This is a genomic window from Oscillibacter acetigenes (assembly GCF_025567605.1).
In the GTDB taxonomy this organism is placed as follows: Bacteria; Bacillota; Clostridia; order Oscillospirales; family Oscillospiraceae; genus Oscillibacter; species Oscillibacter welbionis.
Genome location: NZ_JAOQKG010000001.1, coordinates 447,766 through 473,047, shown reverse-complemented (window position 1 = coordinate 473,047; position 25,282 = coordinate 447,766). Strand labels below are relative to the sequence as shown.

The following is a 25,282-nucleotide window of genomic DNA, read 5'->3' as shown; positions in this document are numbered from 1 at the left end:
GCAGCAAAAAGAGAAGGAGAGAACATGCAGTGGCCGCTCCGCGCCGTCCGCACGATCCGCCACGGGGCAGCAACTACAGGAATCGCAAAAGGCCCAAAGGCCAGACCAAATCGGCGCTTGCACCGATCGTCGCGCGGAGGGCCACTGCACCGGAGCGCGCCCAAGCGGCCTTTTCTTTTGAACCGTGCCCCCCATTGCAAGAATGATGATCTTCCATTATAATATGAATATAGACATCATCCAATGGGGGGATCGACTTGCAGCACTGGGAACTCCTCTGCCCCGGCGGACTCTCCTTCGTCTGCGATGACGGCCTGTTCCAGCCCAGTACCGACTCCTTTCTGCTGGGCAGCTTTCCCCGGCTGAAGCCGGGGCTTCGGGTGTGCGACCTGGGCAGCGGCACCGGACTGCTGGGCCTTCTGCTGTTCCAGCGCCAGCGGGCACTGTCCGTCACCGGTGTGGAGCTGCTGCTGGACGCCGTCCGCTTGGCGGAGCAGGCCGCCGCCCGGAACGGCCTGGCAGACCGCCTGATCTTCCGCCGGGGAGACCTACGAAAGATCCGCGGCCTGCTGCCCGCCGGTGGCTTTGACTTGGTGGTGTGCAACCCCCCCTACTATCCCGCCGGGTCCGGCAGGCTGCCGGAGACTGAGGCCCTCCGGGCTGCCCGGTCCGAGACTGGCTGCACCCTGGAGGATATCTGCACCGCAGCAGCCTGGCTGCTGCGGTGGGGCGGGAGCTTCTGCCTGGTCCACAAGCCGGAGCGGCTGGCGGACCTGTGCTGCGCCCTCCGGGCCCGGGGACTGGAGCCCAAGCGGCTGCGCCTCGTCTGCCGCCGGGCGGGGGACGCCCCTTCCCTGCTGCTGTTGGAGGCCCGCCGGGGCGGACGGCCCGGGCTGGACATCGCCGCCCCCCTCTGCCTGGAGGACGGGACCGGCCGCCCCACGGCGGAGCTGGACAACGCCTATTTCCGAACAAAGGAGACGAACGCATGAGCGGTACGCTGTATCTGGTGGCCACGCCCATCGGCAACCTGGGGGACTTCTCTCCCCGGGCAGCGGAGACGCTGGGAGCCGTGGACTTCATCGCCGCGGAGGACACCCGGGTCTCTGTGAAGCTGTTGAATCACTTTCAGATCAAAAAGCCCCTGGTGAGCTACCACGAACACAACCATGCCGCTGCGGGCCAGGCCATCCTGCAGCGGCTGCTGGCTGGGGAGTCCTGCGCTCTGGTGACGGACGCCGGTACACCGGCCATCTCCGATCCCGGAGAGGATCTGGTGCGGCTATGTGCCGAAAATGGGGTGGAGGTGCTCTCCATCCCCGGCTGCTGCGCGGCAGTGAATGCCCTGGCGGTCAGCGGCCTGCCCACGGGGCGGTTCACCTTTGAGGGCTTCATCACCGTCAACAAGAAAAGCCGCCGGGAACGGCTGGACTCTCTGAAAAACGAGGAGCGGACCATGATCTTCCACGAGGCGCCCCACAAGCTGCGCGCCACGCTGGAGGACCTGCGGGAGACCTTCGGCCCGGACCGGCGGGTGGCCCTGTGCCGGGAGCTGACGAAGCTCCACGAGGAGACTGTGCGCACCACCCTGGGAGAAGCGGCGGCCTATTACCAGGAAAACACCCCCAAGGGAGAATACGTGCTGGTGGTGGCGGGCAGCCCGCCCCGGGAGACCGCCGCCGTCACGCTGGAGGAGGGGACAGAGCAAGTCCTGCGGCTGGTGGCCCAGGGAATCCGGCTGAAAGATGCCGCCCGGGAGGTATCGGCCCACACGGGTCTTTCCAAAAACGAGCTGTACGCCGCGGCCCTGGAGCGGTCATGACCCGCGCAGGACATGCAGCGCAGAAGACGCCCATGCGGAGAACTCCGCATGGGCGTCATGTTTTCAGCGCACAGGGCGCTCACAGCTCTTTCAATTCTTTCAGGCACTTGGGGCAGATATTCTTCCCCTTGAATACCGTGATGTCTTTGGTGGCGTCGCAGAAAACGCAGCTGGGCTTGTATTTTTTCAGAATGACGGACGAGCCTTCCACATAGATTTCCAATGCATCCTTCTCGCCGATATCCAGCGTCCGGCGCATCTCGATAGGGAGCACGATCCGTCCCAGTTCATCCACCTTTCTGACAATTCCCGTTGATTTCACGATGTATCTCCTTTTTCAGCAATATGTCCTAACTATCCATTTATAAGAACATATCACAGACGGTCGCATTTTGTCAATTTGATTCCAAAAATAAAGTGAATTTACCAATTTGCTTTTTTGAAATCTCAGTTGTCCTCTCTATATTTTTTGTGAGGCAACTGGGTATCCGTCACAAACACAGGGGGAATGACAATGGCAATGACCTGGATCTGGACCGGGATGGTGGTGCTGTCCCTGGTCTTCGGCCTGTTCACCGGGAATCTGGACGCCGTGGCCGACGCAGCTATGGACGGCGCCGCCTCCGCCGTGGAGCTCAGTGTCTCCATGGCCGGCATTCTGTGCCTGTGGAGCGGCGTCATGGAAATCATGAATGTCTGCGGCCTCTCTGCCGGATTGGCCCGGGCCTTCCGGCCCATTCTGCGGCGACTGATGCCCCAGGCCAGCCGGGATGAAAAAACGTTGGCGGCACTCTCCGCCAACGTGTCCGCCAATCTGCTGGGACTGGGCAACGCCGCCACGCCCCTCGGGATCCAGGCGGCCCGACGGATGGCCCGCGGCTGCAGCGGCACCGCCAGCGACGAACTGTGCCTGCTGGTGGTGCTGAATACCGCTTCCATCCAGCTGCTGCCCGCCACCATCGCCTCCGTCCGCAGCGCCAGTGGAGCCCAGTCTCCCTTCGACATCCTGCCGGCGGTGTGGCTGGCCTCGGCCCTGTCGGTGGTGGTTGGCGTTCTGACGGCCAAATTCCTGGCCGCCGTGGGGAGGTGCCGGCGTTGAATCTCAGTTCTCTGGTGATCCCCGTACTGCTGGCCGGGGTGGCCCTCTACGGCATGGGGAAGCGGGTGGATGTCTACGGCGCCCTGACCCACGGGGCCGAAGAGGGGCTCACGGTCCTGCTGAAGGTCCTGCCTGCCCTGGTGGGACTGCTGACCGCCGTGGCCATGTTCCGGGCTTCCGGCGCCCTGGAGTGGCTCACGGGCCTCTGCGCCCCGGCGCTGGAGTTTCTGGGCATTCCGCCGGAGACCACGCCGCTGATGCTGGTGCGCCCCGTATCCGGCAGCGGCGCCCTGGCAGTCGGCTCGGACCTCATCGCCACCTACGGCCCCGACAGCTACATCGGCCGGGTGGCCGCCGTGATGCTGGGCAGCACGGAAACCACATTCTACACCATCGCCGTGTACTTCGGCTCTGCCGGGATCATCCGCACCCGGCACACGGTCCCGGCAGCCCTGGCCGCGGACCTGACGGGGTTTCTGGCCTCCGCCTTCGCGGTGCGGCTGTTCTTCGGCGCCTGATGGGGCGGCGTCCCGCGCCGTCAAGCTGCGCTGAGATAAGGCTCCAGCACAGCGGCGCCGCCGTAGGCGGAGGCGAACTCACCGTCCACCAGATACCGCACCTCTTCCACTGCCCGCAGGGACAGCAGGGAGTCCGCCAGTGCCCGGAGGGCCAGGGACAGATCCGCCTCCTCCGGCAGACCCGGCAGAGCCGCCGTGGGCAGGTCTACATAGCACGTGCTCTCTTCCAGCCGGACGGAAGTCACCTGGAATCCCTCCGGAATGGCGGAGAGCCAGTCCTTTTCCTCCGTCCCCTCCAGCAGGGCCTTGACCACGGCCCCGGCCTGCGTGTCCCCCTCGTACAGGTCCAGTGTCATCTCCACCGGCGTCAGGCCGCCGGTCTCATCCAGAAAGTACAGGGTGGCGTTCAGCGTGTCGATCACATCCTCGTTGCTGGAAAACAGGACATCCCTGGCTGTGAAGATCTGCCGGTCCCGGTAGGCCAGCGGCTGGCCCCGGACCGTCACGCTGACAGCGGAGATCTCCGGCAGCTGGGTCAGCGTCAGGGTGATGGCATAGTCTGCCAAGGCCAGCGCCACGCCGGAGAGCAGCCGGTAGCGGGAGGAGAGGTCCACCTTGGCCCGGGTACCATCCAGCTCCAGGGACAGCAGGGTAGTCTCCTCTGGAATGGCGCTGGTGAGGGCGGCGTCCTCCGGTCCCGCCAGCAGCTCCGTCACCAGATACTCCGCCAGCTCCCGGGTGTCCCGCACCTCGCCCGACTCGATGTACAGCGGCTCCGCCCGCAGGGCATCGCCGCCAGGGGCGTCGGACAGATCCGCCTCCAGGAAATAGAGGTCGTATGTCTCGCCCTCGCCGGAAATGCGGGGCTGTCCCCAGCCGAAGGCCGCCAGAAGGGCGGCGCACAGCAGCACGGCAATCCATCGCTTTTTCATGTCTGGCCGCCTCCTTCCCGCCAGGGCCAGCGGACGGTGAAAACTGCGCCGCCTCCAGGACGGTTGGCCGCCTCCACAGTGCCGCCCCGCTTTTCCACCGTGTCCCTGACGATGGCCAATCCCAGACCCGTGCCGCCGGCAGCGCGGGACCGTGCCTTGTCCACCCGATAGAACCGCTCAAAGATCCGGGGCAGGTCCTCTTCCGGGATGCCGGCGCCGTTGTCCTCCACCGTCAGCACCACCTGATCCCCCTCCCGAAACAGGGAGACCTGGACCGTGCTGCCCGGCGGCGTGTACTTCACGGCGTTGTCCGTCAGATTATAGATGATCTGGTGGATCTCATCCCGGGTGGCCAGCATCGTACAGGTCCCCTCCGCCCGATAGGTCAGTTCCGTTCCCTTCTCCTGGGCCACCAGGCTCATCATCCGCATCACCTGCTCCAGCACCGGCAGCGCGTCCACTACCACCGGCCGCTCCAGCACGTTGCTGTCCAGCCGGGTCAGGCGGAGCAGATCCTCTGTGATACGGGAGAGGCGCTCCGCCTCCTGCCCGATGTCTGTGACAAATTCCCGGGCCGTCTCCCGGTCGATGTTCTCCGTCTGGAGGATGGAGTCCGTCAGCAGCCGGATGGCCGCCAGGGGCGTTTTCAGCTCGTGGGAGGCGTCGGACACAAAGCGGCGGCGGGCGTTCTCCGTAGTCTGGAGGCGGTCCGTCAAGCTGTTGAACTCCTGGGCCAGCTGGGCGATCTCGTCGCGTCCGGGCACCTCCGCCCGGTGGCTGTAAGCGCCCTCCCGCACCTCCCGGATGGCGGTGAGCAGCTGGCCGATCTTCCGGGTCAGCGCCCGGGACAGCAGGCCGCTGAGACACAGCACCACCACCGCGATGCCGGCGGAGAGCCGCAATAGATTGCCCTGCAGCCCCTCCAGCAGAGCGGCCTGCTCCGTGTCATACTCGTATGCGTATACGGCGCCGATGATCTGGTTCTGGTACAGCACCGGCGAGGCCGCCCGGCTGCGGAAGGCCCCGTCCCGGTAGCTGCTGGAGAACACGTCGTTCCCCAGCAGGGCCTGGACGATCTCTGTGTAGAAGCTGTACTCCCCCAGGGCGTCGTTGGTCTCCCGGGTATCGTAGAGGACCTTGCCCGCACTGTCCGTCACCAGGATGCGGCTGAGGCCCGTCTCCTCCACCACCGCCATGGCCTGGGACACATTCTCCTCGGTCAGCCGGTCCAGGCCGGACAGGGAGTAGACCATCACGGACACGCTGCTCTGGAGCGTGGTTGCCTTGGAGCGGAACACCAGATCCTGCGATACCCGCAGCGGATAGGTGTTCAGCAGCAGCAGCACGCCCGCGATAATCAGGATATAGCTCAGGCCGAACTTGAACTGCAGGCTGTCCCAGATCCTGCCCTTATCCTTTGAAATAGTATCCAACTCCCCACTTGGTCATAATATACTCCGGCTCCGCCGGGTTCTTCTCCAGCTTCTCCCGCAGGCGGCGGATGTGGACATCCACCGTCCGGTAGTCCCCGGCGTAGGCATAGCCCCACACCACGTTCATCAGATTCTCCCGGCTGTACACCCGCCGGGGATTGCGCATCAGCAGCTCGATCAGATCGTACTCCTTGGCGGTCAGATCCACGGTCTTTCCATCCCGGATGGCCACCCGCTCCTCCGTGTTCAGGGACAAGTCCCCCGCGGTCAGGACGGCGCCCCGGTTCCGCTGCGTGCCGGCGGCCCGCCGCAGCAGCGCCCGAACCCGGGCCTTCAGCTCCAGAATGTTGAAGGGTTTTGTAACATAGTCATCCGCTCCGCACTCAAAGCCCATCAGCTTGTCCGCGTCCTCGCTCTTGGCGGTGAGCATGATGATGGGCACATTGGAGAACTCCCGGATCCGCATACATGCCTCCTGCCCGTCCAGCTCCGGCATCATCACATCCAGAATGATGAGATCGAAGCGGCCGTTGCGGGCCAGCTCCACGGCGGAGGCACCGTCATAGGCACACTCCACCTCGTACCCCTCGTTCTCCAGATTGAATTTCACGCCTTTGACCAGCAGCTTTTCGTCATCAACCACCAGAATCCTCATTTGTCACCTCTCCTTTGCCGTTGTCCACAGTGACGCGGTCCTCCAGCTCGGCGAATTTCGCCTCTCCGATCCCGCTCACCTCCATGATCTCCTCAATGCTCCCGAAGGGGCCGTTGGCCTCCCGGTACGCGATGATCCGGCGGGCCAGGCTCTCCCCGATGCCGGGCAGCGTGTCCAGCTCCTCCGCCGTGGCGGTGTTCAGATCCACCGGCGGGAAGTCCGGGGCGATCTCCTCCCGGGGGACCTCCGCCTCTGTCTCGATGACTACGCCCGGGACGCGATCCTGCCGATCCCGAAGAGACAGGCCCGCCAGGGCGCACAGGAACACCGCCGTCAACCCCAGCAGAATGATCTCACTTTTTGTCGGCCTTCCCCGTCCACTCACTGTTGAACTCCCACCCGTTTTTTGATATACTATGAATTGAAATGTCGAACCGCGGCGCTTTTCGCCGCCGCTGCCGCGCGATGCAAGTTGATTATACCACAGATGGTAGGAGTTTGATATGAAAACACACCGCTTTTTCTCTGTTTTTTTGCTGCTGATCCTGGCGGTCTCCCTGCTGACAGGTCCTGCCTCCGCCGCAGAGGTGCCTGACCCCGCCATCCAGGCCAAGGCTGCCCTGCTGGTGGACGCCAACACCGGCCGCATGGTCTATGGAAAGAACGAGCACGAGGAGCTCTATCCCGCCAGTCTCACCAAGATCATGACCGCTCTGCTGACGCTGGAGGCAGTGGACAGCGGGCAGCTGTCCATGGACCAGCCAATCACTGTTACGGAGAGCGCCCTGGAGGGGCTGGCGGCGGATGGCAGCACCGCCGGCATCCGGGCCGGGGAGGTGCTGACGGTGGAGCAGCTGCTGGAGTGTATGCTGATCGTCTCCGCCAACGAGGCGTGCAACATTCTGGCGGAGCAGGTCAGCGGCAGCGTGGACGCCTTCGTGGGCGCCATGAATGAAAAGGCTGCGGCTCTGGGGTGTGAGAACACCCACTTCGTCAACACCACCGGCCTGCATGACAGCCAGCACTACACCTCCGCCTGGGACTTGTACCTCATCACAGCGGAGGCCCTGAAGCATGACGACTTCCTGCGGATCTGCGATATGAAGAGCGCCACCATCCCCGCCACCAATCTCAGCGAGGAGCGGGTGCTCCACTCCACCAACTACCTGATCTCCAACTGGCGGGCCTTGGGATATCTGGACAGCCGGGCCCACGGCGTCAAGACCGGCTCCACCTCCGATGCCGGCCACTGCCTGGTATCCACTGCCGCGGAGGGCAGCCTCTCCTTCATCAGCGTGGTGCTGGGGGCCGAATCCGTGACCTTGCCCAGCGGCGGCACCCAGGTCCAGAGCTTTTCCGAGACCTCCCGTCTCTTCGACTGGGGTTTTGAGAACTTCTCCTATCAGACGGTGCTGGAGGAGGCTGAGCTGGTGAAGGAGGTCAGCGTGGCGCTGTCCAAGGTGGACCATGTGTCCGTCCATCCGGCGGCGGATGTGGAGCTGTTGCTGCCCAAGGGCACTGATCCCGCCTCTCTGGAGCGGACGCTGGACCTGGAGAGTCCTGTGGACGCTCCGGTCACCGAGGGGCAGGTGCTTGGCACTCTCTCCCTCTCTCTGGAGGGAGAGGTGTTGACCACGGTGGACCTGCTGGCCTCCCATGATGTGGAGGCCTCCGGCCTGCTGCTGTTTTGGCGGAACGTGCGGAACTTCTTCAGTTCCACCGCGGTGAAGGTGGTTGGCATCGCGTTGCTGGTGCTGGCGGCGGCGCTGATCGTCTGGAAGCTGACGGTAGGCCGCCGGCGCTACCGGTACGGCCGTAGCGTACCCCGCCGCCGCGGGGGCGGCTACCGGGGCCGGAGGCGGCATTGACACAAAAGGGCCCTGGGGCAGCATCCCCAGGGCCTTTTTACAGAGAGAGGCACAAAGCGCAGCTGTTGAGATACGGAATCCTCCCGCTCTGCTCTTCACTCTTTCCAGAAAATCCGGAATAGAATTCAGGGGCGCACGGCGTGCGCCCCTGATTCTAGATCCCTTATTGTCACAGATACCGCACCAGCTCTTCCAGGGGCTTGCGGTCCGTGTGCAGGCGGGAGGGATGGGCGCCCTCCGCCGGATAGCCCATAGGCAGCAGGGCGATGGGTGTCAGCCCCGCCAGCTCCGGGAATGCGGCGTGGAGCTTCTCCGGGTCGAACATGCCCACATAGGTGGTGCCGAGGCCCAGGTCCGCGGCCTGGAGCATCATCTGGGTGACGGCGATAGCCGCGTCAATCTCGCCGTGGTTCTTGCCGTCGTCCTCCCGCTTCCAGGCGGCCTCCGGGTCGTATGCCACCAGCAGCATCACCGGCGGATGGAAGTGAGCGCCGGTGCAGCCGTCCACCTTTTCCAGCGCCTCCGAGCTCTGGAGCACAAAGATGCGCTGGGGCTGGAGGTTATGGGCAGTGGGGGCATTGCGGCCGGCCTCCAGCACGGCGGAGAGCTTCTCCGCCTCCACGGGGCGGTCGCTGAATTTCCGCAGAGAATAGCGCTCCGCGGCCAGTTTCGCAAAATCCATGGGGATGCTTCCTTTCTGATGTAGAGATACCTGATTTTAGCACATCCCCGCGGCCGCCGCAACTGTTTTTCTCACATCCCCTGGTTGGGCATCCAGCCGCTGCGGAGGACCTCGTCGCAGATGTCCCGGCAGCGGGTGTCGTAGAACTCGATGAATTTCAGGGAATAAATGTCCGAGACGATGTAGCGGTCCCGGCCCTCCTGGTAGATGGTCATATAGTCGTTGCCCACATCGTACAGAATCCCCTCCCAGGAGGTGGTGCTCTGGGTGCCCACCAGGAAGGTGGCCACCACGTAGTTGCCCACGTTTTTCTTCAGCATGGCCTTCAAAGATCCCCGGTAGGCTTCCTCCATGGAGATGGGGTCCGTGATGACCTCGCTGGGCAGGTGGTTCCGCATGTCCAGGGACCCCATAGACTGGCCGCCCTGCTCCTCCGCGGCGTTCAGGCGGTCCATAGGGCGGCCGGCACTGGTGACGGTGCGGCCGGGCGCCTCCGGCATGGGCGGGTCGGCGGGCATGGGTGTGACTTCACCGGACCAGTCCGTCATTCTGGGCGCGACCTGCGCCACAGGAGGCGCCCCGTTTCCGCCGTTGTAGATATTCTGATAGTGTGCCATTTCCAACACCTCTCAAGTCTGATAATACGCGTCTGTGGGATTATAGAAGCAGTGGTCGCCGATCCGGGTCTGCCAGTATCCCACCTTCGAGGGAAAGAAGGACCGGCAGGTGGGGCCGAAGGGGTTGTAAAACCACAGGGAATCCGCCACATCCGGCAGGCGGTTGCCCGCGATGGCCCAGTCGGCGATGTCATAGTGGATCTGTTCGGGTCTCATGTTGTAGATATTCTGGGGGTTGTAGGCGCCGCCCTCCGTCTCGCTGGCGCAGACGAACTGATAGGGCTGAAAGATGATATTGCGGATGCTGCCCTGCCCGACCCGGGCATACTCCCCGCCCTTGGCGTGGACCCGGTTCATTACAACACCGGCCACCGCCTTCATGCCGTCTTCACCCTCTCCGCCCGCCTCGCACTGGATCAGGCGCGCCAGCAGCTCCCGGTCGGAATAAGCCATTGGTCGATCACTCCTCTGTCGGGGCCTGCCATACGTACCAAACGCCGGTCCGGCAGACCGCCTGGCCCGGACGTTTCACCCTCAGGATATGCACAGGGACTGCAGAAGGTGTCAGCGGCAGCCTCCCGGTCCCGTGAAGGGGGGAGTCTCCCAGCGAAAAAGTCGGTCTCGATTTTTTCCGGATGGACCGGTCCAGCCGGAATGTGGTATACTGGATTCTCAGCGAACGAGTCAGGCGGCCGCGGCATGGAAAATACGCCTCAAGATCCCGCACATCTGCGGAGGGAGTTCCAGCCGTGCCGGAACCGATTCACCGCCTTTGGCGGCAAGACGCGGCAGGACCTGCTGCGCGTCCTGTTGTCTCCCCCGCCTGCAGGTTCTGCGGGAGACAGGCGTGATAAAAGCCCGAAAAGAAGCGACTCGCGTCTTCTACTATCTGGCCCTGCAGGACAGTGGGATCGAAAACGTAGCGCGCCTGTTCGCGGACATTCTGCAGATCCTGAGAAACGCTCCGGACAAGAGCGGCGAGGATTGACTGCGGCTATCACAGGAGGAATACAGTTATGGATTTGTTCGAGGCCATGGAGCACCGGCATGCGGTCCGCTCCTACGAGGACCGGCCCATCGCGCCGGAGGCGAGAGAAGCACTGCTGGCGTGCATCGCCCAGTGCAACCGGGAGAGCGGGCTTCACATCCAGCTTGTTCTGGATGAGCCCAGGGGATTCGGAGGGCTTCCGGCCCACTACGGGAAGTTCTCCGGCGTAAAAAACTACATCGCGCTGATCGGAAAGAAGTCCCCGAACCTGGAGGAAGCCTGCGGGTACTACGGGGAGAAGATCGTACTGCGGGCCCAGCAGCTGGGTCTCAACACCTGCTGGGTCGCCATGACGTACAGCAAGGTCAAGACCGCCTTTCAGATCGCCCCGGGCGAGAAGCTCTGCCTGGTGATCGCGGTGGGCTACGGCACCACCCAGGGCGCCGGGCACCCGGTCAAGCAGCCGGAAGAGGTGTCCAAGGCGGATTCCCCTGTGCCGGACTGGTTCCAGCGGGGCGTGCGGGCGGCACTGCTAGCGCCCACAGCCATGAACCAGCAGAAATTTACCTTCACGCTTCAAGGCGGCAGCGTGGCCGCGAAAGCCGGAACCGGCTTTTACACCAAGGTGGACCTGGGCATTGCCAAATACCATTTTGAAATCGGGGCGGGGACCGCGCAGTTCCGCTGGGCTCCCTGACAGGACAGGGAGCCGGTCTTCCGGCAGCCTCCGGGCCTTCCGCCCCTGTCAGGAGGATTTTGATGAATATCGAAACCATACAAGCCCCGCGGGGCGCCATCGCAGTGCTCTCCGGCGGGAAGGTGCAGATCACGGACGCGGGTGCGGCCCTGGACCTGGCCATGTCCGTCCGGTATGAGACCGGCGCGTCCAGGCTGGCCATCGACAAGCGCCTGGTGTGCAGCGACTTTTTCATTCTCAGCACCGGCGTGGCGGGAGACATCCTGCAGAAGCTGATGAACTACCGGTTCAAGGCCGCCATTTACGGCGACTACTCCCACTACGCCAGCAAGCCGCTGCGGGACTTTATCCGCGAGTCCAATCATGGCAAAGACTTCTTTTTCGTGTCCACCATGAAGGAGGCCGTCCAGCGGCTGACGGACGCGGAGTGAGCAGCCCCGCGGCGGCGCAAAAGGGACGGCAGCGATTTCGCTGCCGTCCCTTTGGTTCTTCTGCGTGTTCGGTTTTCCGGGCGCTTAGGCTTTCGCCCCCCGCTGCTCCGCAATGGCCTGACGGAACATCTCCTCCGTCTGGCGGATGGACTCCTCCAGAGAGTACTGTCTGGCGTGTTCGGCATAGCGGCGCTCCATTGCCTGCCGCTCCTCCGGGTGCTCGATCCACCAGTCGATCCGCTGGGCCAGCGCGTCTGTGTCCCCGGCCGGGAACAGGCTCCGCTCATCCAGGGCGAACTGGGGCGTGGCGGACCGGGGGGAATCGGCGATCACCGGCACCAAGCCACAGGCAAATGCCTCCATACAGCTCATAGCCTCGATCTCCGCGTCGGAGGTGTGGACGTACAGATCCGCCATGTGGAGGATCTCCAGCAGGCGGGCAGGCTCATAGAACTCCATGACGATGGGATTGGGGAGCTTCTCCGCCAGACGGCGGTATTTTTTCTCCAGCGGACCCTTTCCCGCCAGGATCACCTGGATCTCCCGGGCGTGGCGGGACTTGGCGCAGGCGTCGATCAGCTCATCCTGACGCTTTTCCCCGGCGTAGCGGCCCACCATCAGCACATTGAAGAGGCCCTGCATCCAGGGTTCCTTTTCCCGCTTGCCGTAGATGTACTCCGGGCTGATGCCGTTGGAGATCACGTGGAGCCGGGCGGTGTAGCCATGTTGGCGGAGCTGGTTCGCGATCATATTGCTGGGGCAGTGGATGTGGGTGAACCGGTTGAAGAACGTATCCCGGAAGCGGTTGTATACAAAGTCGTTGACGCGCCTGCTGTTGCCCATGTGCAGGGTGAAGGTGATGTTCTCCGGCTGGCAGTGGAAGGCCGCCGTGTGAGGGATGCCCAGCTTTTCCACATGCTTCAGGCCCATGATGCCCAGGGGCGACGGCATCATGAAATGCACCACGTCCGCCCAGGCCGCCGCCTTTTCAAACACATGGCGGTTGGGGATGGCCAGCCGCATCCCCTGGCTGGTGATGAGATGCTCCACCACTGGAAAGAACCTCATCTGCCGCACGGCGTACTTGTAGTCCGCGGGCTTGCCGGTGGCGATGACCCGCACCTCGTTGCCGTGGTTCTTCAGCGCCTGGGCAAAACGCCGTGCGCTGATGGTGGTGCCGTTGTTCGCGTCGTCAAACTGGTCGATGACCAAAACGATCTTCATAAACGTCTGAACCGTCTTTCTTTGGTTTGGCGGCGCTTCCGCCGCTAACGGTTTAGTTTACCATGTTTTTTATCGCTTGTCCAGGGAATTTCGTCGTCTGCGGGATCTCTGAACGGACTCTGAACAACAGGCCCCGCGGCAGGTGCCGCAGGGCCTGTCTCAGGCTTATTTCTGTTTGGCCAGGGCGGACTCCAGCCCGCAGGCGAACTGGTCTGGGCAGGAGGTGCTCTTGGCACCGCAGCGGATGCCCTTCAAACGGTGGATCGCCTCCTGGGCAGGCATCCCCACCACCAGGGCGGAAATCCCCTGGAGGTTGCCGCTGCAGCCGCCCAGGACCTCCATCTTCTGGATGATGCCGGCGTCATCCACCTCCACGCGCATCTCCTGGGAGCAGACGCCCCGGGGACGGAACGTATACGTCATGGTCGAAATCTCCTCTTTTCATGATATTGCCCGTTTAGGATATCACATCCCGCCGGGAATGGCAAGAGGCGGCACAATTTGAAGAAGGGGGGGAATCCTCCGTCATTTCAGCGGAACATGCGGCGGTTCCTTTCCGTTCCCCAACTGTCAGGGTCCATTCCTGCCGTTTCGGATTTCAGGCAAAGCGCGATGCAAGCACAGCCATGATAGATACCAGCAGCAGGCCGCTGCACAAAGCCAGTATTACCAACATTGCTTTTCTGAGCTTTCTATTTGCCTTGACGGCTCTGTCTATCCGGTCCGAAAAGATCAGAAGGAAAAAAGCAGGAATCAGAAACCACCAGTATATCTGCATGTAATTTGCCTCCTCCCCAATCCGCCGAATGGGTCTTGCCCGTCCGGGAAACCTGTATTTTTTATCAGATCATCTGATCCGGATCAAGGCCGCCTGGCGAAGGTGGCAGCGTTTGCGTCATCATCAGTTATCTCGAAAAGAGACTGCAGGCGGGTTAAAGAATCCCGGCTTGACAATATCGATATTCGATGATATAGTGGTCTCAAAGCAATAACGATATTCGATAATAGGAGGCGGCAGCGCCATGGCCCGGGGAAAATTTCAGACCCTGACCGAGCAGATGTTCTACATTCTCCTGTGCCTGCGGCAGGAGCGGTGCGGCGCCGACGTGATGGCCTGGGTCGCAGAGGCCACGGGCAGCCGGGTGGCGGTGGGCCCGGGGACGCTGTACAACCTGCTGGAGCAGTTTTTGCAGGCTGGGTACATCCGGGAGACGAAGGTGGAGGGCCGGAAGCGGAGCTATGTGCTCACCCCCACTGGGCGGGAAGCCCTGGAGGCAGAGGCCCGGCGGCTGCGGCAGCTGACGGCGGATTATGAACGGCTGATGGAATCGGAAGGAGGCGCCCCATGAAGCACACAAAGCGGGAGTGGATGCCCCTGTACAGCTTTTTGGACCGGAAGCGGGTCACAGACCATCTGGCAGACATGGCCGCCAGGGGCTGGATGCTGGACCGGCTGGGGACCTGGTCCTGGCACTACCGGCGGACAGAGCCGAAGCAGCTCCGGTTCGCCGTCACCTTTTTCGCCGGGGCCGGGCGGTTCTCTCCCGCTCCGGCGGCGGGGCTGGACACCTTTCAGGACTACTGCGCCCAAGCCGGGTGGCACCGGGCGGCCAGCTCCGACCAGGTACAAGTGTTTTACAGCGAGGATCCGGCGGCCGTTCCCATCGACACCGACCCGGCGGCGGAGCTGGAGAACATCCGACGGAGCATTGGAAAGCCCATGATACGCAATTACCTGGCGCTGCTGCTCCTCTGTCTGCTGGAAGTGGCGTTTCAATGCTACCAGATTTGGACGGATCCCGTGGACACCCTGGCCAGTCCCACTGCCCTACTGGCGGCCACAGCCTACCTGCCCCTGCTGGTGCTGACGCTGGCAAGCCTGCTGCTCTACCGCCGCTGGCAGTGGCGGGCCGAGGCCGCCGTCGAGGCGGGGCTGCCCCTGCCGGACCTGCGGAGTGCCCGGGGACTTGGCATTCTGGTGTTGATGTGGTCCGGACTCCTGATTGCAGGCTTGTTTGCCTCCATAAGCCGGTCCACCGGGATGGTCATACTGACCATCGGGATGGTATTGTTTTTCGCACTGGTCTATTTTCTGGCCAACGCCGCCCGGAAGGCTCTCCAACGGCTGCGGTGCCCGCCCTGGGCCAACCTCCTGGTAATCGTAGGAATCTGCATCGCCATGTTTGCGGGCGGGACAACAGGTCTGTTCGCCCTCATGATACGCAATGCCGGTTCCGGCTGGTTGGAGGACCATCCGCCGGTGGAGACCTACACCGCCCACGGCATGACTTGGTCCGTCTACGCCGATCCCATCCCCCTGCGGGTGGAGGACCTGATCGATATCGACTATGACGGCTGGTCCACGGAGGCGGATGTGGAGTGGTCCCCCTTGGCCGCCCACGGGGAGTACCGGCAGGACGCCCGGCTGGGGGACGGAGACCTGCCGGAGCTGCGCTATGAGATCGTCACGGTGAAGCTTCCTTTCCTCTATGGCCTGTGCAAGCGTGATTTCATCCAGTGGGTGGAGCGGGACAACGATCAGCTGCCCATGGAGTATTGGGAGGAGTACCTCACCGTGACTGCCGCCCCCTGGGGTGCGGAGGAGGTTTTCCAGCGGTACTCCGGTGCAGAGCCGGTGAACCAATTCCTGCTGTGCTGGCCGGACCGGATGGCAGAGGTCAAGCTGCCCTGGGACTGGCGCTTGACGGCAGACCAGATGGCTGTCATCGGAGAAAAGCTCCTGTACGCCTGACAACAGCCGGGAGAGGATACCCTCTCCCGGCTGGTTTTCTGTCTGTTTTCTTACGCTCTCCGGTCCTTCCGCTGCTCCAGCACCAGGCGGTCGGCGATCATGGCGATGAACTCGCTGTTGGTGGGCTTGCCCTTGGCATTGGAGACGGTGTAGCCGAAATACTTCTGCAGCGTCTCCAGATCGCCCCGGTCCCAGGCCACCTCGATGGCGTGGCGGATGGCCCGCTCCACGCGGGAGGGCGTGGTGGAAAACCGCTTGGCCACCTCCGGATACAGCACCTTGGTGACGGCGTTGATCACATCCATGTCGTCCACGGCGATCATGATGGCCTCCCGCAGGTACTGATAGCCCTTGATGTGGGCGGGCACACCGATCTCATGGATAACAGAGGTCACCAGATTCTTCAGCTCCGCCGGGTGTTCCTCCACCGGGGCACCCCGGCTGAACAGCGCCCGCATCCGATCCAGCAGGGCGTTCTCCTCCACGGGCTTTGTCAAAAAGTAGCTGGCTCCCAGATCCACAGCCTCCGACACCACGCTGTCGCTGCAGAAGGCGGAGATTAGGATAACCTTGGGGACCTTCCCCTCCTGCTCCCGCAGCTGCTTGAGTACGCCGAAGCCGTCCAGCCCCGGCAGGACCACATCCATCAGAATCAGGTCCGGCGCTTCCTCACGCGCCAGGCGCAGGGCCTCCGTCCCGTCTCCCACAGACCCCACCACCGAAAACTCCTCTGTCTCGTCTATGATCTTCCGCACAAGGGTGCGGAATTCCTCATTGGCATCTGCCAGCAATACAGTTCTTCTGATGTCCATGTCTTCCCCTGTCCTCTTTCCACAATTTTCGTTTACCAGGCACAAATGCTTCAGAGCAGGCCCCCTCTCCCTGCCGGAAAAAAGTGGGCGCTCCTGTTTACGACGGATTCATGAAGCTTCAAATCGCGTTTTCTATAAAGTAGCATAAACGGACACGATTTGCAACAAGAAACTGTAAATAACTTCCAAGAATCATTCGACACTTTCTGCGCCGCGCCTCCTAACTCATTGTGCCGCAAGGGGTGCAGAGTCTCCCGGCAGCAGTGGCTTCCCTTTTGGACGGGGCCGTGGTACAATGGAGCCATCTCAAGAGAAAGGATGAGACATGTGACGCTGCTGGAGGAATTAGAAGCGTATCGCCCCTGGAATGACCAGGAGGAACGGGACCGGGCGGAACTGCTGCGGCGGCTGCGGAGCGGCGAGGCGCTTTACACCCGGGACAACGCTGCCGGGCACCTGACGGCCTCCGCCTGGGTGGTGAGCCCGGACCTGACACAGGTGCTGATGGCGTACCACAACCTCTACGACTCCTGGTCCTGGCTGGGCGGCCACGCGGACGGGGACCGGGATCTGCTGGCGGTATCCATGCGGGAAGTCCGGGAGGAGAGCGGACTCACGGCGGTGCGTCCGGTATCGCCCCACATTTACTCTCTGGAAATCCTCACTGTGGACGGCCACGAGAAGCGGGGCGCCTACGTCTCCTCCCACCTGCATCTGAATGTGACCTACCTGCTGGAGGCAGACCCGGCGGCCCCCGTGCGCCGGAAGCCGGATGAGAACAGCGCTGTGGCCTGGTTCGGTCTGGAGGAGGCGGTGGCCGCCTCGTCGGAGCCCTGGTTCCGGGAGCGCATTTACAGGAAGCTCAACGCCAAGCTGGCGCTGTTCTCCGGGGAACAGGGGATGTAACACCTCTGCAGCTCAGGGGCCATGTGCGTCTGCGTTGCTTGCCGCAACGGCGGTTCCCCTGGTAGAATGATCCCGGAAAGGAGGCAACGCAATGCTTGCAGAGAATTTGAAGGCCCTGCGGAAGGCCAAGGGCCTCTCCCAGGAGGAGCTGGCCGCCCGACTCCATGTGGTGCGGCAGACCGTCTCCAAATGGGAAAAAGGCCGGTCCGTGCCGGACGCGGACCTGCTGATCCGGCTGGCGGAGGAGCTGGACACCACCTCCGCGGCTCTGCTGGGGCCGGAGGTCCCGCCAGAGGCGGAGCGCGGCGGAACAGCGGAGCAGCTGGCCCGCATCGCCGAGCAGCTGGCGGTGAAAAACCGCCGGGCCCGGCGGATCTGGAGGATCGTGGCCGGGGTGCTGATCGCCTTTGTGATGGTCAATTTATTGTTGATTCTATTGAACTTTGCGGCGTTCCGCAGTTTCCAGGCGGAGGCCGAATCCACTGTCCAAGCGCAGGAACTCCCGCGCGGAGAGTCGTAAATCTGTATTGTAAAAAATTCCGGGGCGGCGGGAAGCAAAATGCTTCCCGCCGCCGCTGTCTGCCTGGGAGACCATGTCAGGCCACGGGTTCTTCTGAGAAATCTCCCGCTGCCAGCATAGTTTCCACCAAAATTCCATACCCTTTGCTTGGATCGTTCAGCAGGACGTGCGTCACCGCACCGGCGAATTTTCCGTCTTGCAGGATCGGGCTGCCGGACATACCTTGGACGATGCCGCCTGTGGCGGCCAGAAGCTCCGGGTCCGTCACAGAGATCACCAGGTCCCGGCCGTCTGCTGCATTCTCTACAACCTGTAAAATTTCCACATCATATTCCTGAACGGCATCACCCTCCACATTAGAGAGGATGGTGGCAGGACCGGCGTGGACTTCCCCGGCGGCCGCAACCGGCATGGGATCGCCCAGCCGCTCGGTGAATTCGCCGGGGTCCAGCGTGCCGAAGACGCCGCTGGTGGTGTTGGCGTACAGATCACCCAAATCTGTGGCCAGGTCGAAATCCCCCCGCAGCTCACCGGCCTCTCCGATGGCGCCCTTCTTCACCGCTTTCACGGTGGAGGGCAGAATGGATCCGGAGGCAAAGGGCATCAGGAGCGCCGTGTCGGCGTCCGTGATCCCGTGACCCAGAGCGCCGAAGGCGCCGCTTTCCGGGTCGTAATACGTCATGGTGCCGATGCCGGCCATGCTGTCCCGAATCCAGGCCCCAATGCAGTAGGCGCCCTTCTCGTTCTGTTCCGGGGAAACAGAGAGCGTCACGCTCCCGCCTTCCCGGCGGACCTGCAGGTCGGTGGCCGTCTCCCCATTCTCCTGGAGCAGGGATTGGAACTGCTCTGAGGAGGTTACGGAGACGCCGCCGCATTTGACGATGATGTCGCCGGTCTGCAGGCCGCAGTCATCCGCGGGCGTGCCGCTCTCCGGCGCCTTCACCACCATCACCCCGCGGGCAAAGAGCTTGATGCCCACCGTGTGGCCCACGGGGACCAGCATCCGGGCGGAGGTGTCCTGGTCCGCGCCGCCGGCCGTCACACCGGCAGCGCGCGCCGGCATGGCCGCGCACAGCAGCAATGCCAAGACCAGCGCCGCTCCGCCCCGCAGCACGTGTCTCGCTTTTTGAAATGGTCCATACATGAAATCACCCCTTTCCGAAACGCGGCCGGCAAATCCGCTGATCTGCCGGCGAGATTATCATCTGCCGCAGACGGAAAAACACGCCTTGCAAAATGCGGAAGCAGCCCCATGGCAGGCTTTGACTGTGCCGCCGCGGCGGCAAAAAAACAGGACCCGCAGGCAAATACCCGCAGGTCCTGGAAAAAATCGTTCAATCCCGCTTATTGAAAATTTTGAAAATATCCTCGAAGGGGTCGTCCTCCGGCTCCTCCGGCTTGGGCACGTCCTCTTCCTTCAGGGGCATGGGCTCCGCCGCGGCGCTCTGCTGGCCCGCGGCCCCCGCCTGGATGGGCGGCACCTTGGGCAGCTGCTCCGGCACCTTGTCAAAGCCGGTGGCGATGACGGTGACCCGGATCTCGTCGTCCAGCGTCTCGTCGAAGGTGGCGCCGAAGATGGTGAGCGCATCGGGATGGACCGCCGCCTGGACCAAGCTGGCGGCCTGTTCCACCTCCTCCAGACCGATGTCCATGGAGCCGGTGACATTGATGAGCACGCCCTTGGCCCCCTCGATGGAGGTCTCCAGCAGGGGGCTGGAAATGGCCATCTTGGCGGCCTCCTCGGCCTTGCCCTTGCCGGCGGCCCGACCCACGCCCATGTGGGCCATGCCGGCGTTCTTCATGATGGCGGTGACGTCCGCGAAGTCCAGGTTGATGAAGCCGGTATCCCGGATCAGGTCTGAGATGGACTGCACCGCCTGGCGCAGCACGTCGTCTGCGATCTCGAAGGCGTTTGCAAAGGTGATCTTCTGGTCCGTGGCGTGCTTCAGCCGCTCGTTGGGGATGATGACCAGGGAGTCCACCTTGTCCTTCAGCTCCGCGATGCCGGCCTCTGCCTGCTGCATCCGCCGGCGGCCCTCAAACCCGAAGGGCTTGGTGACCACCGCCACGGTGAGGATGTCCATCTCCTTGGCGATCTCCGCCACGATGGGGGCGCCGCCAGTGCCGGTACCGCCGCCCATGCCGGCAGTGATGAACACCATATCCGTGTCCTCCAGTGCCTTGGCGATCTGGTTGCGGCTCTCCTCCGCGCTCTTGCGGCCCACCTCGGGGTCGGATCCGGCGCCCTGACCGTGGGTCAGCTTTTCGCCGATCTGGATCTTATAGGTGGCGCTAGATACGTTCAGCGCCTGCTTGTCGGTATTGACCGCCACAAAGTCCACGCCCTTGGTGCCGCTGCGGACCATGCGGTTGACTACATTGTTGCCGCCGCCGCCCACGCCGATGACCTTGATATTGACAACGGTATCGGGACCGGTCTCCAATCCAAATGCCATATAGTGGTGCCTCCTACTATCGTTTGTGTAAAAAGGGAGGATCGTCCCTTTGGATTCACAATATCCTGTATCTCATAACATTTAGTTTATTGTATGACACTTTCGCCCTCTGGTCAAGAGTCCATCGGGCTTTTCCCTCAGATTTTTGTCCGGAAAAAGGAGGGGCGGCGGTCCGTCCCCCCTGTCTCGGCAATCTTCTGCCAAATCCGCCACTCTCAGTCCAGCGTGAGGATCGGCGGATTCAGGTCCAGGCGGATGCTGCCCGTCTGGTTACTCTCCAGCTTGCTGATTCCCGCCTCCAGGATCTGCAGCATCCGGTCATAGTCCGCGTTGTACTCCATCTCCACAGAAAAGCGGCCGGCGTAGTCCATAGTCAGCCGGGACAGATCGTCCAGGTGGATGGCATCCACCCGGTCCGTCAGGCCCGCGGCGTCCAGCGCCGCCAGCAGCGCCAGCAGACTGGTCTGCTGATTGGCGAACTCTGTGGACAGGGCGATGTCCGTGCCCACCGAGGGGGCCAGCAGCTCACAGCCGTCGATCACCGCATAGTCCCCAGCCTGAGACGCCGGCAGCTGCTCCACGATCTTGCCCTTGGGACTCAGCAGCCAGGCGCTGCCGTCCTGGATCACCGCCAGGGGTGTACCGCACTCCGCCACATCGATCAGCAGAGTGTCCGGCAGCTCCCGCCGGATGCGGATGTCCTCAATGTCGATGTAGGGCAGCTGCTCCGCGATGCTGCGGGCGGCCTCGTACTTGTTCAGCAGAAAGAGGTTGTCGCCCAGCTGGATACCGCTGGCCTCGATCACGTCCTTTTCGGTGTACCGCTCAGTCCCCGTGACCTCGATGGTGTCCACCCGGAAGAACAGCGTCAGGGCCATCACCATGGCCGCGCAGATCACCAGCACGGACAGCAGCTTATAGAGGAAGCCGAAGTTTCCCCTCCTGCGCCGCCGGTTGGAATGTCTGCGTCTGGCCATGTCGTCTCTCCTACCCGTTTTCTGTCTCTTCCACGCGCACCGCGTCCGCCCCCAGAGCCCGCAGGTCCCGGGCCAGGTCTTCGTAGCCCCGGTCGATGTGGCAGATCTGGGAGACACGGGTCTCCCCCTCCGCCGCCAGAGCCGCCACGCACAGGGCCGCCCCGCCCCGCAGATCCGTACACCGCACTGGCGCGCTGTGAAGCCGCTCCACACCCGTGACCACCGCCACCCGGCCAGATACCCGGATGCTGGCCCCCATGCGGATCAGTTCGTCCACATGGCGATAGCGGTTTTCAAAGATGTTCTCCTCAAATACCGTGGCGCCCCGGCTGCGCAGCAGTGCCGCCATCAGCACCGCCTGCGCGTCCGTTGGAAAGCCGGGGTAGGGCGCCGTCTGCACCGGCCCCACGGCCCGCAGCCGCTCCCGGCACAGAGCCCGGATGCCTCCGCTGTCTGCCGTGACCGTGCAGCCCGCCTCCCGCAGGGCGGCGGTGACTGTGGACAGGTGCCCCTCCTCCGCGCCCCGGAGATAGATGTCCCCGCCGGCAGAGGCCGCCGCGCAGAGGTAAGTAGCCGCCGCGATCCGATCCGGCATGACCCGGTACGTACAGCCGTGGAGGTCCTGCCCGCCCTCTATGGACACGGCGGAGCTCCCCGCCCCGGACACCCGAGCCCCGCAGGCGTTCAGGAAGTTCTGCAGGTCCACCACCTCCGGCTCCCGGGCGGCGTTGGAGATCACCGTGACGCCCTCCGCCCCGCAGGCGGCCAGCATCAGATTCTCCGTGGCCCCCACGGATGGCATCCGCAGCACCACTTCCCGGCCCCGCAGCCGGTCCGCCCGGCAGTGGAGGAAGCCGCCCTCCTCCCGGATCTCCGCCCCCAGGTCCCGCAGGCCCGCAAGGTGGAGGTCGATAGGCCGGGGGCCCAGCTCGCACCCGCCGGGGTAGCTCAGGTCCGCCTGCCCGCACCGGGCCAGGATCGCCCCCAGGAAAATGGCGGAGGAGCGCATCTCCCGCATGAGTACATCCGAAATCTCACAGCGGCGCAGGGCGGTGGTGTCCACCGCCAGGGCATCCGCCTCCCAATGGGCGTCGCAGCCCAGATGCCGCAGGATGCGGATGGAGGCGTCCACATCCCGCAGCCGGGGGCAGCCCAGCAGCGCCACCTGCCCCCTTGCCAACAGCGTGGCCGCCAGAATGGGCAGGACGCTGTTCTTGGCCCCCTGGATCGTGACCTCTCCCTCCAGGCGGCGGCCGCCTCGCACCGACAAAAGCTGGCTCATATCCGTTCCCCTCCGAATCCAGAATGGTTCAACAGTCCATCCTATGGCCGGCGGGGTTTCGTGGTTACTGGCAGATTTCCAGCACGGTTTGATAAATTCGCTCTGTGGCGTCCCGGATTCCCAGGGCGGACATGGCCCGCTCCATGGAGGCCCGGCGCGCTCCGTCATGAAGGATGCCGCAGGCCGCCTGGAACAGCGCCTGACCGGAGCAGTCCTTCTCCAGCAGCACCGCGGCACCGCCGGCGTTTTCCAGGACCCTCGCGTTTTTTTCCTGGTGGTTGTTGGTGACATAGGGGGACGGCACGATCAGCGCCGGGACCCCCAGTGCCGTCAGCTCGCTGATGGTGGAGGCCCCCGCCCGGCAGAGCACCAGATCCGCCGCCCGCATGACGGCGGCCATATCATAGATGTACTCCCGCACCTGCAGCGCCGGGTGGTCCGCCAGGTCCACTCCCTTCTCCCGCAGCAGCTTCAGCAGCACTGGATAGCCATCCTTTCCGGCGCCGTGGATGTGGTGGAAAGGTTCCTTGGCCGCCTCCAGCGCCAGGAAGTCCGCCATCTGCCGGTTCATGCCCGAGGCCCCCAGGGACCCCCAGAAGGACACAAGCAGGGGCCGGCCGTCTTCCACGCCCAGGCGGCGCTTGGCCTGTGCCTTCGTCAGATGGAAGAAGTCCCGCCGCACCGGCGTACCGGTGACGATCACCTTCTCCGGGTGGCGGTAGTGCTCCCGGCAGGCCTCAAACCCCACCATGATCCGGTCCGCGAAGGGCTCCAGCATCTCCGTGGTGAGGCCGGGCACCATGTTGGACTCGTGAACGGCCGTGGGGATCCCCGCCTTGGCAGCGGCCTTCACCATAGGGAAGCTGGCGTATCCCCCCGTTCCGATGACCACGTCCGGCCGGAACTGCCGCAGAATGGCCCGGGCCTCTCCGGGCGCCCGAAGGAGGTTCCCCACAGAGACCAGGTTGTGCCGGATCTCCCGAGGCTTGAAGGACCGGTGGAAGCTGGAGATGTGGACGGTGCGGAAGTCGTATCCCGCCTTGGGGATCAGGTCCTTCTCCAGTCCCCGCTCCGCTCCCACGAACAAAAATTCTGTCTCCGGGTCCTTTTCGCGCATCAGCTGGGCCAGCGCGATAGCCGGGTTCACGTGCCCAGCCGTGCCGCCGCAGGTGAAGATCACCTTCTTCAATGATGCTTCCACTTTGCTGCACTCCAATCGAAAGATATGAGATAAAAGTGAAGGGAGAAGAGATTCGGTGTCCGGCACAGCCGGACATTTTGAGATTCCGCCTTTATCTCTTATCTTTTATCTCTTAACTCCTCTGGGTCGTACTACCCCGCCTTTGTAGGCTTCATCTGCCGGGATACCGACAGGACGATGCCCATCTCCGCCAGCTGGATGGACAGCGCCGTGCCGCCATAGCTGAAAAACGGCAGGGAGATGCCGGTGGTGGGCAGCAGGCCCGTCACCACGCCGATGTTCAAAAAGGTCTGAAGGCCCACCAGGGTCATGACGCCCACCACCATCAGGCTGCCGAACCGGTCCCGGGCATGGAGGGCGATCCAGAAGCCCCGGAGAATCAGCGCCGCGAACAGCAGCATGATAACGGTGGCGCCAATCAGGCCCAGCTCCTCGCAGACGATGGCGAAGATGAAATCGTTGTGCTCCTCCGGCAGATAGAGAAACTTCTGGCGGCTCTTCCCCAGGCCCACGCCCCACAGCCCGCCGGAGCCGATGGTGATGAGGCTCTGGCGCAGCTGGTAACCGGCTCCCTGGGGATCCAGCCAGGGGTTGTGCCACATCTCGATGCGGGAGGCGTTGTAGCCGATCACGCCCAGCACCAGATACAGCAGCAGTCCGGCTGCACCCATAGCCAGCCCCACCCATCTCCAGTGGATGCCGCCCACCAGCATCATCACCGCGCCGGCGCCCATGATGAGGATGGCGCCGGAGAGGTGGGGCTCGATGCCCACCAGGGCTGCCAAGACAATCAGCAGCACCGCATAGGGGGCGATGCCGTAGCGGAACGTCTGCATACGGTCCTTTTTCTTGGAGATGCTGTCGGCAAAATAGATCACCACCGCCAGCTTTGCGATCTCCGAGGGCTGGAACTGCAGCGAAGTACCTGGAATGCCCAGCCAGCGGGTGGCGTTGTTCCGGGTAATGGCCAAGGGGTTGCCCGGAACAATCACCAGGATCAGCAGAATGACGGCCAGATACAGCAGCGGCTTTGCAAGACCGCGGAACCGCTGATAGTTGATCTTGCCAATGAAGAGCATGGCCGCCACGCCCATGATGGCGAACACGCCCTGGCGGATAAAGTAGGACATGGGGTTCTGGCCGTCCGTCTCGTAATAGGCGGAGGGGAAGCTGGCGGACAGCAGCATCACCAGGCCCACGCCGGTCAACAGCATCACCAGGATGAAGAAGGGCAGGTCAATGGGCCCCTTGGCCAATTCCCGGCTCTCCTGCTCCAGCTCCCGCCGGCGCTGCTGGCGCTCCTGCCGGGCCAGGGCCTCTTCCCGACTCATGGGTCGCCGGCGGGCCGCCGGGGCTTTTTTCTGCCGTACCATACTGCTTCCCTCCTCTCGGGGTCTGTGGATCTTGCCG

Annotated in this window: 30 protein-coding genes; 12 read left to right on the top strand and 18 right to left on the bottom strand. The window is 63.4% G+C overall.

The window, feature by feature from the left end:
- Nucleotides 1-257 precede the first annotated feature (257 nt).
- Both OCV80_RS02490 and rsmI read left to right on the top strand, forming a co-directional pair.
- Nucleotides 258-992 (top strand): tRNA1(Val) (adenine(37)-N6)-methyltransferase, encoded by a 735-nt coding sequence (locus tag OCV80_RS02490; RefSeq protein WP_119311553.1) that lies wholly within the window; start codon nucleotides 258-260, stop codon nucleotides 990-992.
- Nucleotides 989-1,822: a 16S rRNA (cytidine(1402)-2'-O)-methyltransferase gene (gene rsmI / locus OCV80_RS02485; protein ID WP_119311554.1), complete on the top strand. Its 834-nt coding sequence runs from the start codon at nucleotides 989-991 to the stop codon at nucleotides 1,820-1,822. The genes OCV80_RS02490 and rsmI overlap by 4 nt, the downstream gene beginning before the upstream one ends.
- Nucleotides 1,823-1,901: 79 nt before the next feature.
- On the opposite strand, the gene OCV80_RS02480 is transcribed toward rsmI, so the two are convergent.
- Nucleotides 1,902-2,144, bottom strand: coding sequence for an AbrB/MazE/SpoVT family DNA-binding domain-containing protein (locus OCV80_RS02480; protein WP_021749170.1), 243 nt, complete (start codon nucleotides 2,142-2,144; stop codon nucleotides 1,902-1,904).
- A gap of 192 nt (nucleotides 2,145-2,336) precedes the next feature.
- Here OCV80_RS02480 and OCV80_RS02475 point away from each other — a divergent pair, with 192 nt between their 5' ends.
- A complete protein-coding gene (locus OCV80_RS02475) occupies nucleotides 2,337-2,921 on the top strand; it encodes a nucleoside recognition domain-containing protein (protein WP_036630220.1) in 585 nt (194 codons plus the stop codon).
- Nucleotides 2,918-3,439 carry a spore maturation protein gene (locus OCV80_RS02470; RefSeq protein WP_036630223.1) on the top strand — a complete coding sequence of 174 codons (522 nt, stop codon included), beginning with the start codon at nucleotides 2,918-2,920 and terminating at the stop codon, nucleotides 3,437-3,439. Before OCV80_RS02475 ends, OCV80_RS02470 begins: the two co-directional genes overlap by 4 nt.
- Before the next feature lie 20 nt (nucleotides 3,440-3,459).
- Here the strand turns inward: OCV80_RS02470 and OCV80_RS02465 are convergent, their stop codons facing one another.
- Genes OCV80_RS02465 through OCV80_RS02450 form a run of 4 tightly spaced genes read right to left on the bottom strand, consistent with a single transcriptional unit; the run spans nucleotide 3,460 to nucleotide 6,844 of the window.
- On the bottom strand, nucleotides 3,460-4,371 hold the full coding sequence (locus OCV80_RS02465) for a GerMN domain-containing protein (protein WP_025545191.1): 912 nt from the start codon (nucleotides 4,369-4,371) through the stop codon (nucleotides 3,460-3,462).
- Entirely contained in the window at nucleotides 4,368-5,804 is a 1,437-nt protein-coding gene (locus OCV80_RS02460) for a sensor histidine kinase (protein ID WP_021749175.1), read from the bottom strand. The genes OCV80_RS02465 and OCV80_RS02460 overlap by 4 nt, the downstream gene beginning before the upstream one ends.
- A complete protein-coding gene (locus OCV80_RS02455; RefSeq protein WP_021749176.1) occupies nucleotides 5,782-6,459 on the bottom strand; it encodes a response regulator transcription factor in 678 nt (225 codons plus the stop codon). Before OCV80_RS02455 ends, OCV80_RS02460 begins: the two co-directional genes overlap by 23 nt.
- Nucleotides 6,440-6,844: a ComEA family DNA-binding protein gene (locus OCV80_RS02450; protein WP_021749177.1), complete on the bottom strand. Its 405-nt coding sequence runs from the start codon at nucleotides 6,842-6,844 to the stop codon at nucleotides 6,440-6,442. Before OCV80_RS02450 ends, OCV80_RS02455 begins: the two co-directional genes overlap by 20 nt.
- Nucleotides 6,845-6,962: 118 nt before the next feature.
- Between OCV80_RS02450 and OCV80_RS02445 the strand changes: the two genes are divergently transcribed.
- A complete protein-coding gene (locus OCV80_RS02445; protein WP_021749178.1) occupies nucleotides 6,963-8,327 on the top strand; it encodes a D-alanyl-D-alanine carboxypeptidase family protein in 1,365 nt (454 codons plus the stop codon).
- Nucleotides 8,328-8,496: 169 nt separating this feature from the next.
- Here the strand turns inward: OCV80_RS02445 and OCV80_RS02440 are convergent, their stop codons facing one another.
- The 3 genes from OCV80_RS02440 to OCV80_RS02430 all read right to left on the bottom strand — a co-directional run bounded on the left by OCV80_RS02440 (nucleotide 8,497) and on the right by OCV80_RS02430 (nucleotide 10,079).
- Nucleotides 8,497-9,009: a nitroreductase family protein gene (locus OCV80_RS02440; RefSeq protein WP_025545193.1), complete on the bottom strand. Its 513-nt coding sequence runs from the start codon at nucleotides 9,007-9,009 to the stop codon at nucleotides 8,497-8,499.
- 71 nt (nucleotides 9,010-9,080) lie between these two features.
- Nucleotides 9,081-9,626, bottom strand: a complete 546-nt coding sequence (locus tag OCV80_RS02435) for a hypothetical protein (RefSeq protein ID WP_119311555.1) — start codon at nucleotides 9,624-9,626, stop codon at nucleotides 9,081-9,083.
- Nucleotides 9,627-9,638: 12 nt separating this feature from the next.
- Nucleotides 9,639-10,079, bottom strand: coding sequence for a cell wall hydrolase (locus OCV80_RS02430; RefSeq protein WP_021750831.1), 441 nt, complete (start codon nucleotides 10,077-10,079; stop codon nucleotides 9,639-9,641).
- A 394-nt stretch (nucleotides 10,080-10,473) separates the two neighbouring features.
- Here OCV80_RS02430 and OCV80_RS02425 point away from each other — a divergent pair, with 394 nt between their 5' ends.
- The 3 genes from OCV80_RS02425 (at nucleotide 10,474) to OCV80_RS02415 (ending at nucleotide 11,742) form a co-directional block, all read left to right on the top strand.
- On the top strand, nucleotides 10,474-10,614 hold the full coding sequence (locus OCV80_RS02425) for a hypothetical protein (RefSeq protein ID WP_158629707.1): 141 nt from the start codon (nucleotides 10,474-10,476) through the stop codon (nucleotides 10,612-10,614).
- A gap of 28 nt (nucleotides 10,615-10,642) precedes the next feature.
- On the top strand, nucleotides 10,643-11,311 hold the full coding sequence (locus OCV80_RS02420; protein ID WP_267288164.1) for a nitroreductase family protein: 669 nt from the start codon (nucleotides 10,643-10,645) through the stop codon (nucleotides 11,309-11,311).
- A gap of 62 nt (nucleotides 11,312-11,373) precedes the next feature.
- Nucleotides 11,374-11,742 (top strand): DUF4180 domain-containing protein, encoded by a 369-nt coding sequence (locus tag OCV80_RS02415; protein WP_025545301.1) that lies wholly within the window; start codon nucleotides 11,374-11,376, stop codon nucleotides 11,740-11,742.
- 84 nt (nucleotides 11,743-11,826) lie between these two features.
- Here OCV80_RS02415 and OCV80_RS02410 read toward each other — a convergent pair whose 3' ends face one another.
- The 3 genes from OCV80_RS02410 to OCV80_RS02400 all read right to left on the bottom strand — a co-directional run bounded on the left by OCV80_RS02410 (nucleotide 11,827) and on the right by OCV80_RS02400 (nucleotide 13,744).
- Nucleotides 11,827-12,966, bottom strand: coding sequence for a glycosyltransferase (locus tag OCV80_RS02410; RefSeq protein WP_021750835.1), 1,140 nt, complete (start codon nucleotides 12,964-12,966; stop codon nucleotides 11,827-11,829).
- A gap of 165 nt (nucleotides 12,967-13,131) precedes the next feature.
- On the bottom strand, nucleotides 13,132-13,389 hold the full coding sequence (locus OCV80_RS02405) for a TIGR03905 family TSCPD domain-containing protein (RefSeq protein ID WP_021750836.1): 258 nt from the start codon (nucleotides 13,387-13,389) through the stop codon (nucleotides 13,132-13,134).
- A gap of 175 nt (nucleotides 13,390-13,564) precedes the next feature.
- Complete coding sequence (locus tag OCV80_RS02400; RefSeq protein WP_021750837.1) at nucleotides 13,565-13,744, bottom strand: hypothetical protein; 180 nt, start codon at nucleotides 13,742-13,744, stop codon at nucleotides 13,565-13,567.
- A gap of 244 nt (nucleotides 13,745-13,988) precedes the next feature.
- Between OCV80_RS02400 and OCV80_RS02395 the strand changes: the two genes are divergently transcribed.
- Together OCV80_RS02395 and OCV80_RS02390 are read left to right on the top strand one after the other, a co-directional pair.
- Nucleotides 13,989-14,315, top strand: a complete 327-nt coding sequence (locus OCV80_RS02395) for a PadR family transcriptional regulator (protein WP_021750839.1) — start codon at nucleotides 13,989-13,991, stop codon at nucleotides 14,313-14,315.
- The gene (locus OCV80_RS02390; RefSeq protein ID WP_119311557.1) at nucleotides 14,312-15,718 is read left to right on the top strand and encodes a DUF2812 domain-containing protein; all 1,407 of its coding nucleotides are present in this window, start codon (nucleotides 14,312-14,314) and stop codon (nucleotides 15,716-15,718) included. Before OCV80_RS02395 ends, OCV80_RS02390 begins: the two co-directional genes overlap by 4 nt.
- Nucleotides 15,719-15,768: 50 nt before the next feature.
- Here the strand turns inward: OCV80_RS02390 and spo0A are convergent, their stop codons facing one another.
- On the bottom strand, nucleotides 15,769-16,530 hold the full coding sequence (spo0A, locus tag OCV80_RS02385) for a sporulation transcription factor Spo0A (protein ID WP_021750842.1): 762 nt from the start codon (nucleotides 16,528-16,530) through the stop codon (nucleotides 15,769-15,771).
- Nucleotides 16,531-16,848: 318 nt separating this feature from the next.
- On the opposite strand from spo0A, the gene OCV80_RS02380 reads away from it, so the two are divergent.
- Entirely contained in the window at nucleotides 16,849-17,436 is a 588-nt protein-coding gene (locus OCV80_RS02380) for an NUDIX hydrolase (protein WP_197714231.1), read from the top strand.
- 91 nt (nucleotides 17,437-17,527) lie between these two features.
- Entirely contained in the window at nucleotides 17,528-17,956 is a 429-nt protein-coding gene (locus tag OCV80_RS02375) for a helix-turn-helix domain-containing protein (protein WP_021750844.1), read from the top strand.
- Nucleotides 17,957-18,032: 76 nt separating this feature from the next.
- On the opposite strand, the gene spoIVB is transcribed toward OCV80_RS02375, so the two are convergent.
- The 6 genes from spoIVB to ftsW all read right to left on the bottom strand — a co-directional run bounded on the left by spoIVB (nucleotide 18,033) and on the right by ftsW (nucleotide 25,245).
- Nucleotides 18,033-19,100: a SpoIVB peptidase gene (gene spoIVB, locus OCV80_RS02370; protein ID WP_119311558.1), complete on the bottom strand. Its 1,068-nt coding sequence runs from the start codon at nucleotides 19,098-19,100 to the stop codon at nucleotides 18,033-18,035.
- 190 nt (nucleotides 19,101-19,290) lie between these two features.
- Nucleotides 19,291-20,412, bottom strand: a complete 1,122-nt coding sequence (ftsZ, locus tag OCV80_RS02365; protein ID WP_021750847.1) for a cell division protein FtsZ — start codon at nucleotides 20,410-20,412, stop codon at nucleotides 19,291-19,293.
- A 215-nt stretch (nucleotides 20,413-20,627) separates the two neighbouring features.
- Complete coding sequence (locus OCV80_RS02360) at nucleotides 20,628-21,389, bottom strand: cell division protein FtsQ/DivIB (RefSeq protein ID WP_267288163.1); 762 nt, start codon at nucleotides 21,387-21,389, stop codon at nucleotides 20,628-20,630.
- Nucleotides 21,390-21,399: 10 nt separating this feature from the next.
- Nucleotides 21,400-22,671, bottom strand: a complete 1,272-nt coding sequence (gene murA / locus OCV80_RS02355; protein ID WP_021750850.1) for a UDP-N-acetylglucosamine 1-carboxyvinyltransferase — start codon at nucleotides 22,669-22,671, stop codon at nucleotides 21,400-21,402.
- 64 nt (nucleotides 22,672-22,735) lie between these two features.
- Nucleotides 22,736-23,872 carry an undecaprenyldiphospho-muramoylpentapeptide beta-N-acetylglucosaminyltransferase gene (murG, locus tag OCV80_RS02350; RefSeq protein ID WP_136890998.1) on the bottom strand — a complete coding sequence of 379 codons (1,137 nt, stop codon included), beginning with the start codon at nucleotides 23,870-23,872 and terminating at the stop codon, nucleotides 22,736-22,738.
- Between the two features lie 131 nt (nucleotides 23,873-24,003).
- Nucleotides 24,004-25,245 (bottom strand): putative lipid II flippase FtsW, encoded by a 1,242-nt coding sequence (ftsW, locus tag OCV80_RS02345; RefSeq protein WP_174233003.1) that lies wholly within the window; start codon nucleotides 25,243-25,245, stop codon nucleotides 24,004-24,006.
- Between the last annotated feature and the right edge of the window lie 37 nt (nucleotides 25,246-25,282).

Excerpts from the sequence above, each read along its gene's own strand:
- OCV80_RS02375 (WP_021750844.1), top strand. The coding sequence starts at position 17,528 with ATGCTTGCAGAGAATTTGAAGGCCCTGCGGAAGGCCAAGGGCCTCTCC.
- ftsZ (WP_021750847.1), bottom strand. The coding sequence starts at position 20,412 with ATGGCATTTGGATTGGAGACCGGTCCCGATACCGTTGTCAATATCAAG.
- rsmI (WP_119311554.1), top strand. The coding sequence starts at position 989 with ATGAGCGGTACGCTGTATCTGGTGGCCACGCCCATCGGCAACCTGGGG.
- spo0A (WP_021750842.1), bottom strand. The coding sequence starts at position 16,530 with ATGGACATCAGAAGAACTGTATTGCTGGCAGATGCCAATGAGGAATTC.
- OCV80_RS02435 (WP_119311555.1), bottom strand. The coding sequence starts at position 9,626 with ATGGCACACTATCAGAATATCTACAACGGCGGAAACGGGGCGCCTCCT.
- OCV80_RS02455 (WP_021749176.1), bottom strand. The coding sequence starts at position 6,459 with ATGAGGATTCTGGTGGTTGATGACGAAAAGCTGCTGGTCAAAGGCGTG.
- OCV80_RS02430 (WP_021750831.1), bottom strand. The coding sequence starts at position 10,079 with ATGGCTTATTCCGACCGGGAGCTGCTGGCGCGCCTGATCCAGTGCGAG.
- OCV80_RS02475 (WP_036630220.1), top strand. The coding sequence starts at position 2,337 with ATGGCAATGACCTGGATCTGGACCGGGATGGTGGTGCTGTCCCTGGTC.
- OCV80_RS02445 (WP_021749178.1), top strand. The coding sequence starts at position 6,963 with ATGAAAACACACCGCTTTTTCTCTGTTTTTTTGCTGCTGATCCTGGCG.
- OCV80_RS02410 (WP_021750835.1), bottom strand. The coding sequence starts at position 12,966 with ATGAAGATCGTTTTGGTCATCGACCAGTTTGACGACGCGAACAACGGC.
- OCV80_RS02395 (WP_021750839.1), top strand. The coding sequence starts at position 13,989 with ATGGCCCGGGGAAAATTTCAGACCCTGACCGAGCAGATGTTCTACATT.
- OCV80_RS02405 (WP_021750836.1), bottom strand. The coding sequence starts at position 13,389 with ATGACGTATACGTTCCGTCCCCGGGGCGTCTGCTCCCAGGAGATGCGC.
- ftsW (WP_174233003.1), bottom strand. The coding sequence starts at position 25,245 with ATGGTACGGCAGAAAAAAGCCCCGGCGGCCCGCCGGCGACCCATGAGT.
- OCV80_RS02465 (WP_025545191.1), bottom strand. The coding sequence starts at position 4,371 with ATGAAAAAGCGATGGATTGCCGTGCTGCTGTGCGCCGCCCTTCTGGCG.
- OCV80_RS02415 (WP_025545301.1), top strand. The coding sequence starts at position 11,374 with ATGAATATCGAAACCATACAAGCCCCGCGGGGCGCCATCGCAGTGCTC.
- OCV80_RS02440 (WP_025545193.1), bottom strand. The coding sequence starts at position 9,009 with ATGGATTTTGCGAAACTGGCCGCGGAGCGCTATTCTCTGCGGAAATTC.
- OCV80_RS02380 (WP_197714231.1), top strand. The coding sequence starts at position 16,849 with ATGAGACATGTGACGCTGCTGGAGGAATTAGAAGCGTATCGCCCCTGG.
- OCV80_RS02420 (WP_267288164.1), top strand. The coding sequence starts at position 10,643 with ATGGATTTGTTCGAGGCCATGGAGCACCGGCATGCGGTCCGCTCCTAC.
- OCV80_RS02400 (WP_021750837.1), bottom strand. The coding sequence starts at position 13,744 with ATGCAGATATACTGGTGGTTTCTGATTCCTGCTTTTTTCCTTCTGATC.
- murA (WP_021750850.1), bottom strand. The coding sequence starts at position 22,671 with ATGAGCCAGCTTTTGTCGGTGCGAGGCGGCCGCCGCCTGGAGGGAGAG.
- spoIVB (WP_119311558.1), bottom strand. The coding sequence starts at position 19,100 with ATGTATGGACCATTTCAAAAAGCGAGACACGTGCTGCGGGGCGGAGCG.
- OCV80_RS02360 (WP_267288163.1), bottom strand. The coding sequence starts at position 21,389 with ATGGCCAGACGCAGACATTCCAACCGGCGGCGCAGGAGGGGAAACTTC.
- OCV80_RS02390 (WP_119311557.1), top strand. The coding sequence starts at position 14,312 with ATGAAGCACACAAAGCGGGAGTGGATGCCCCTGTACAGCTTTTTGGAC.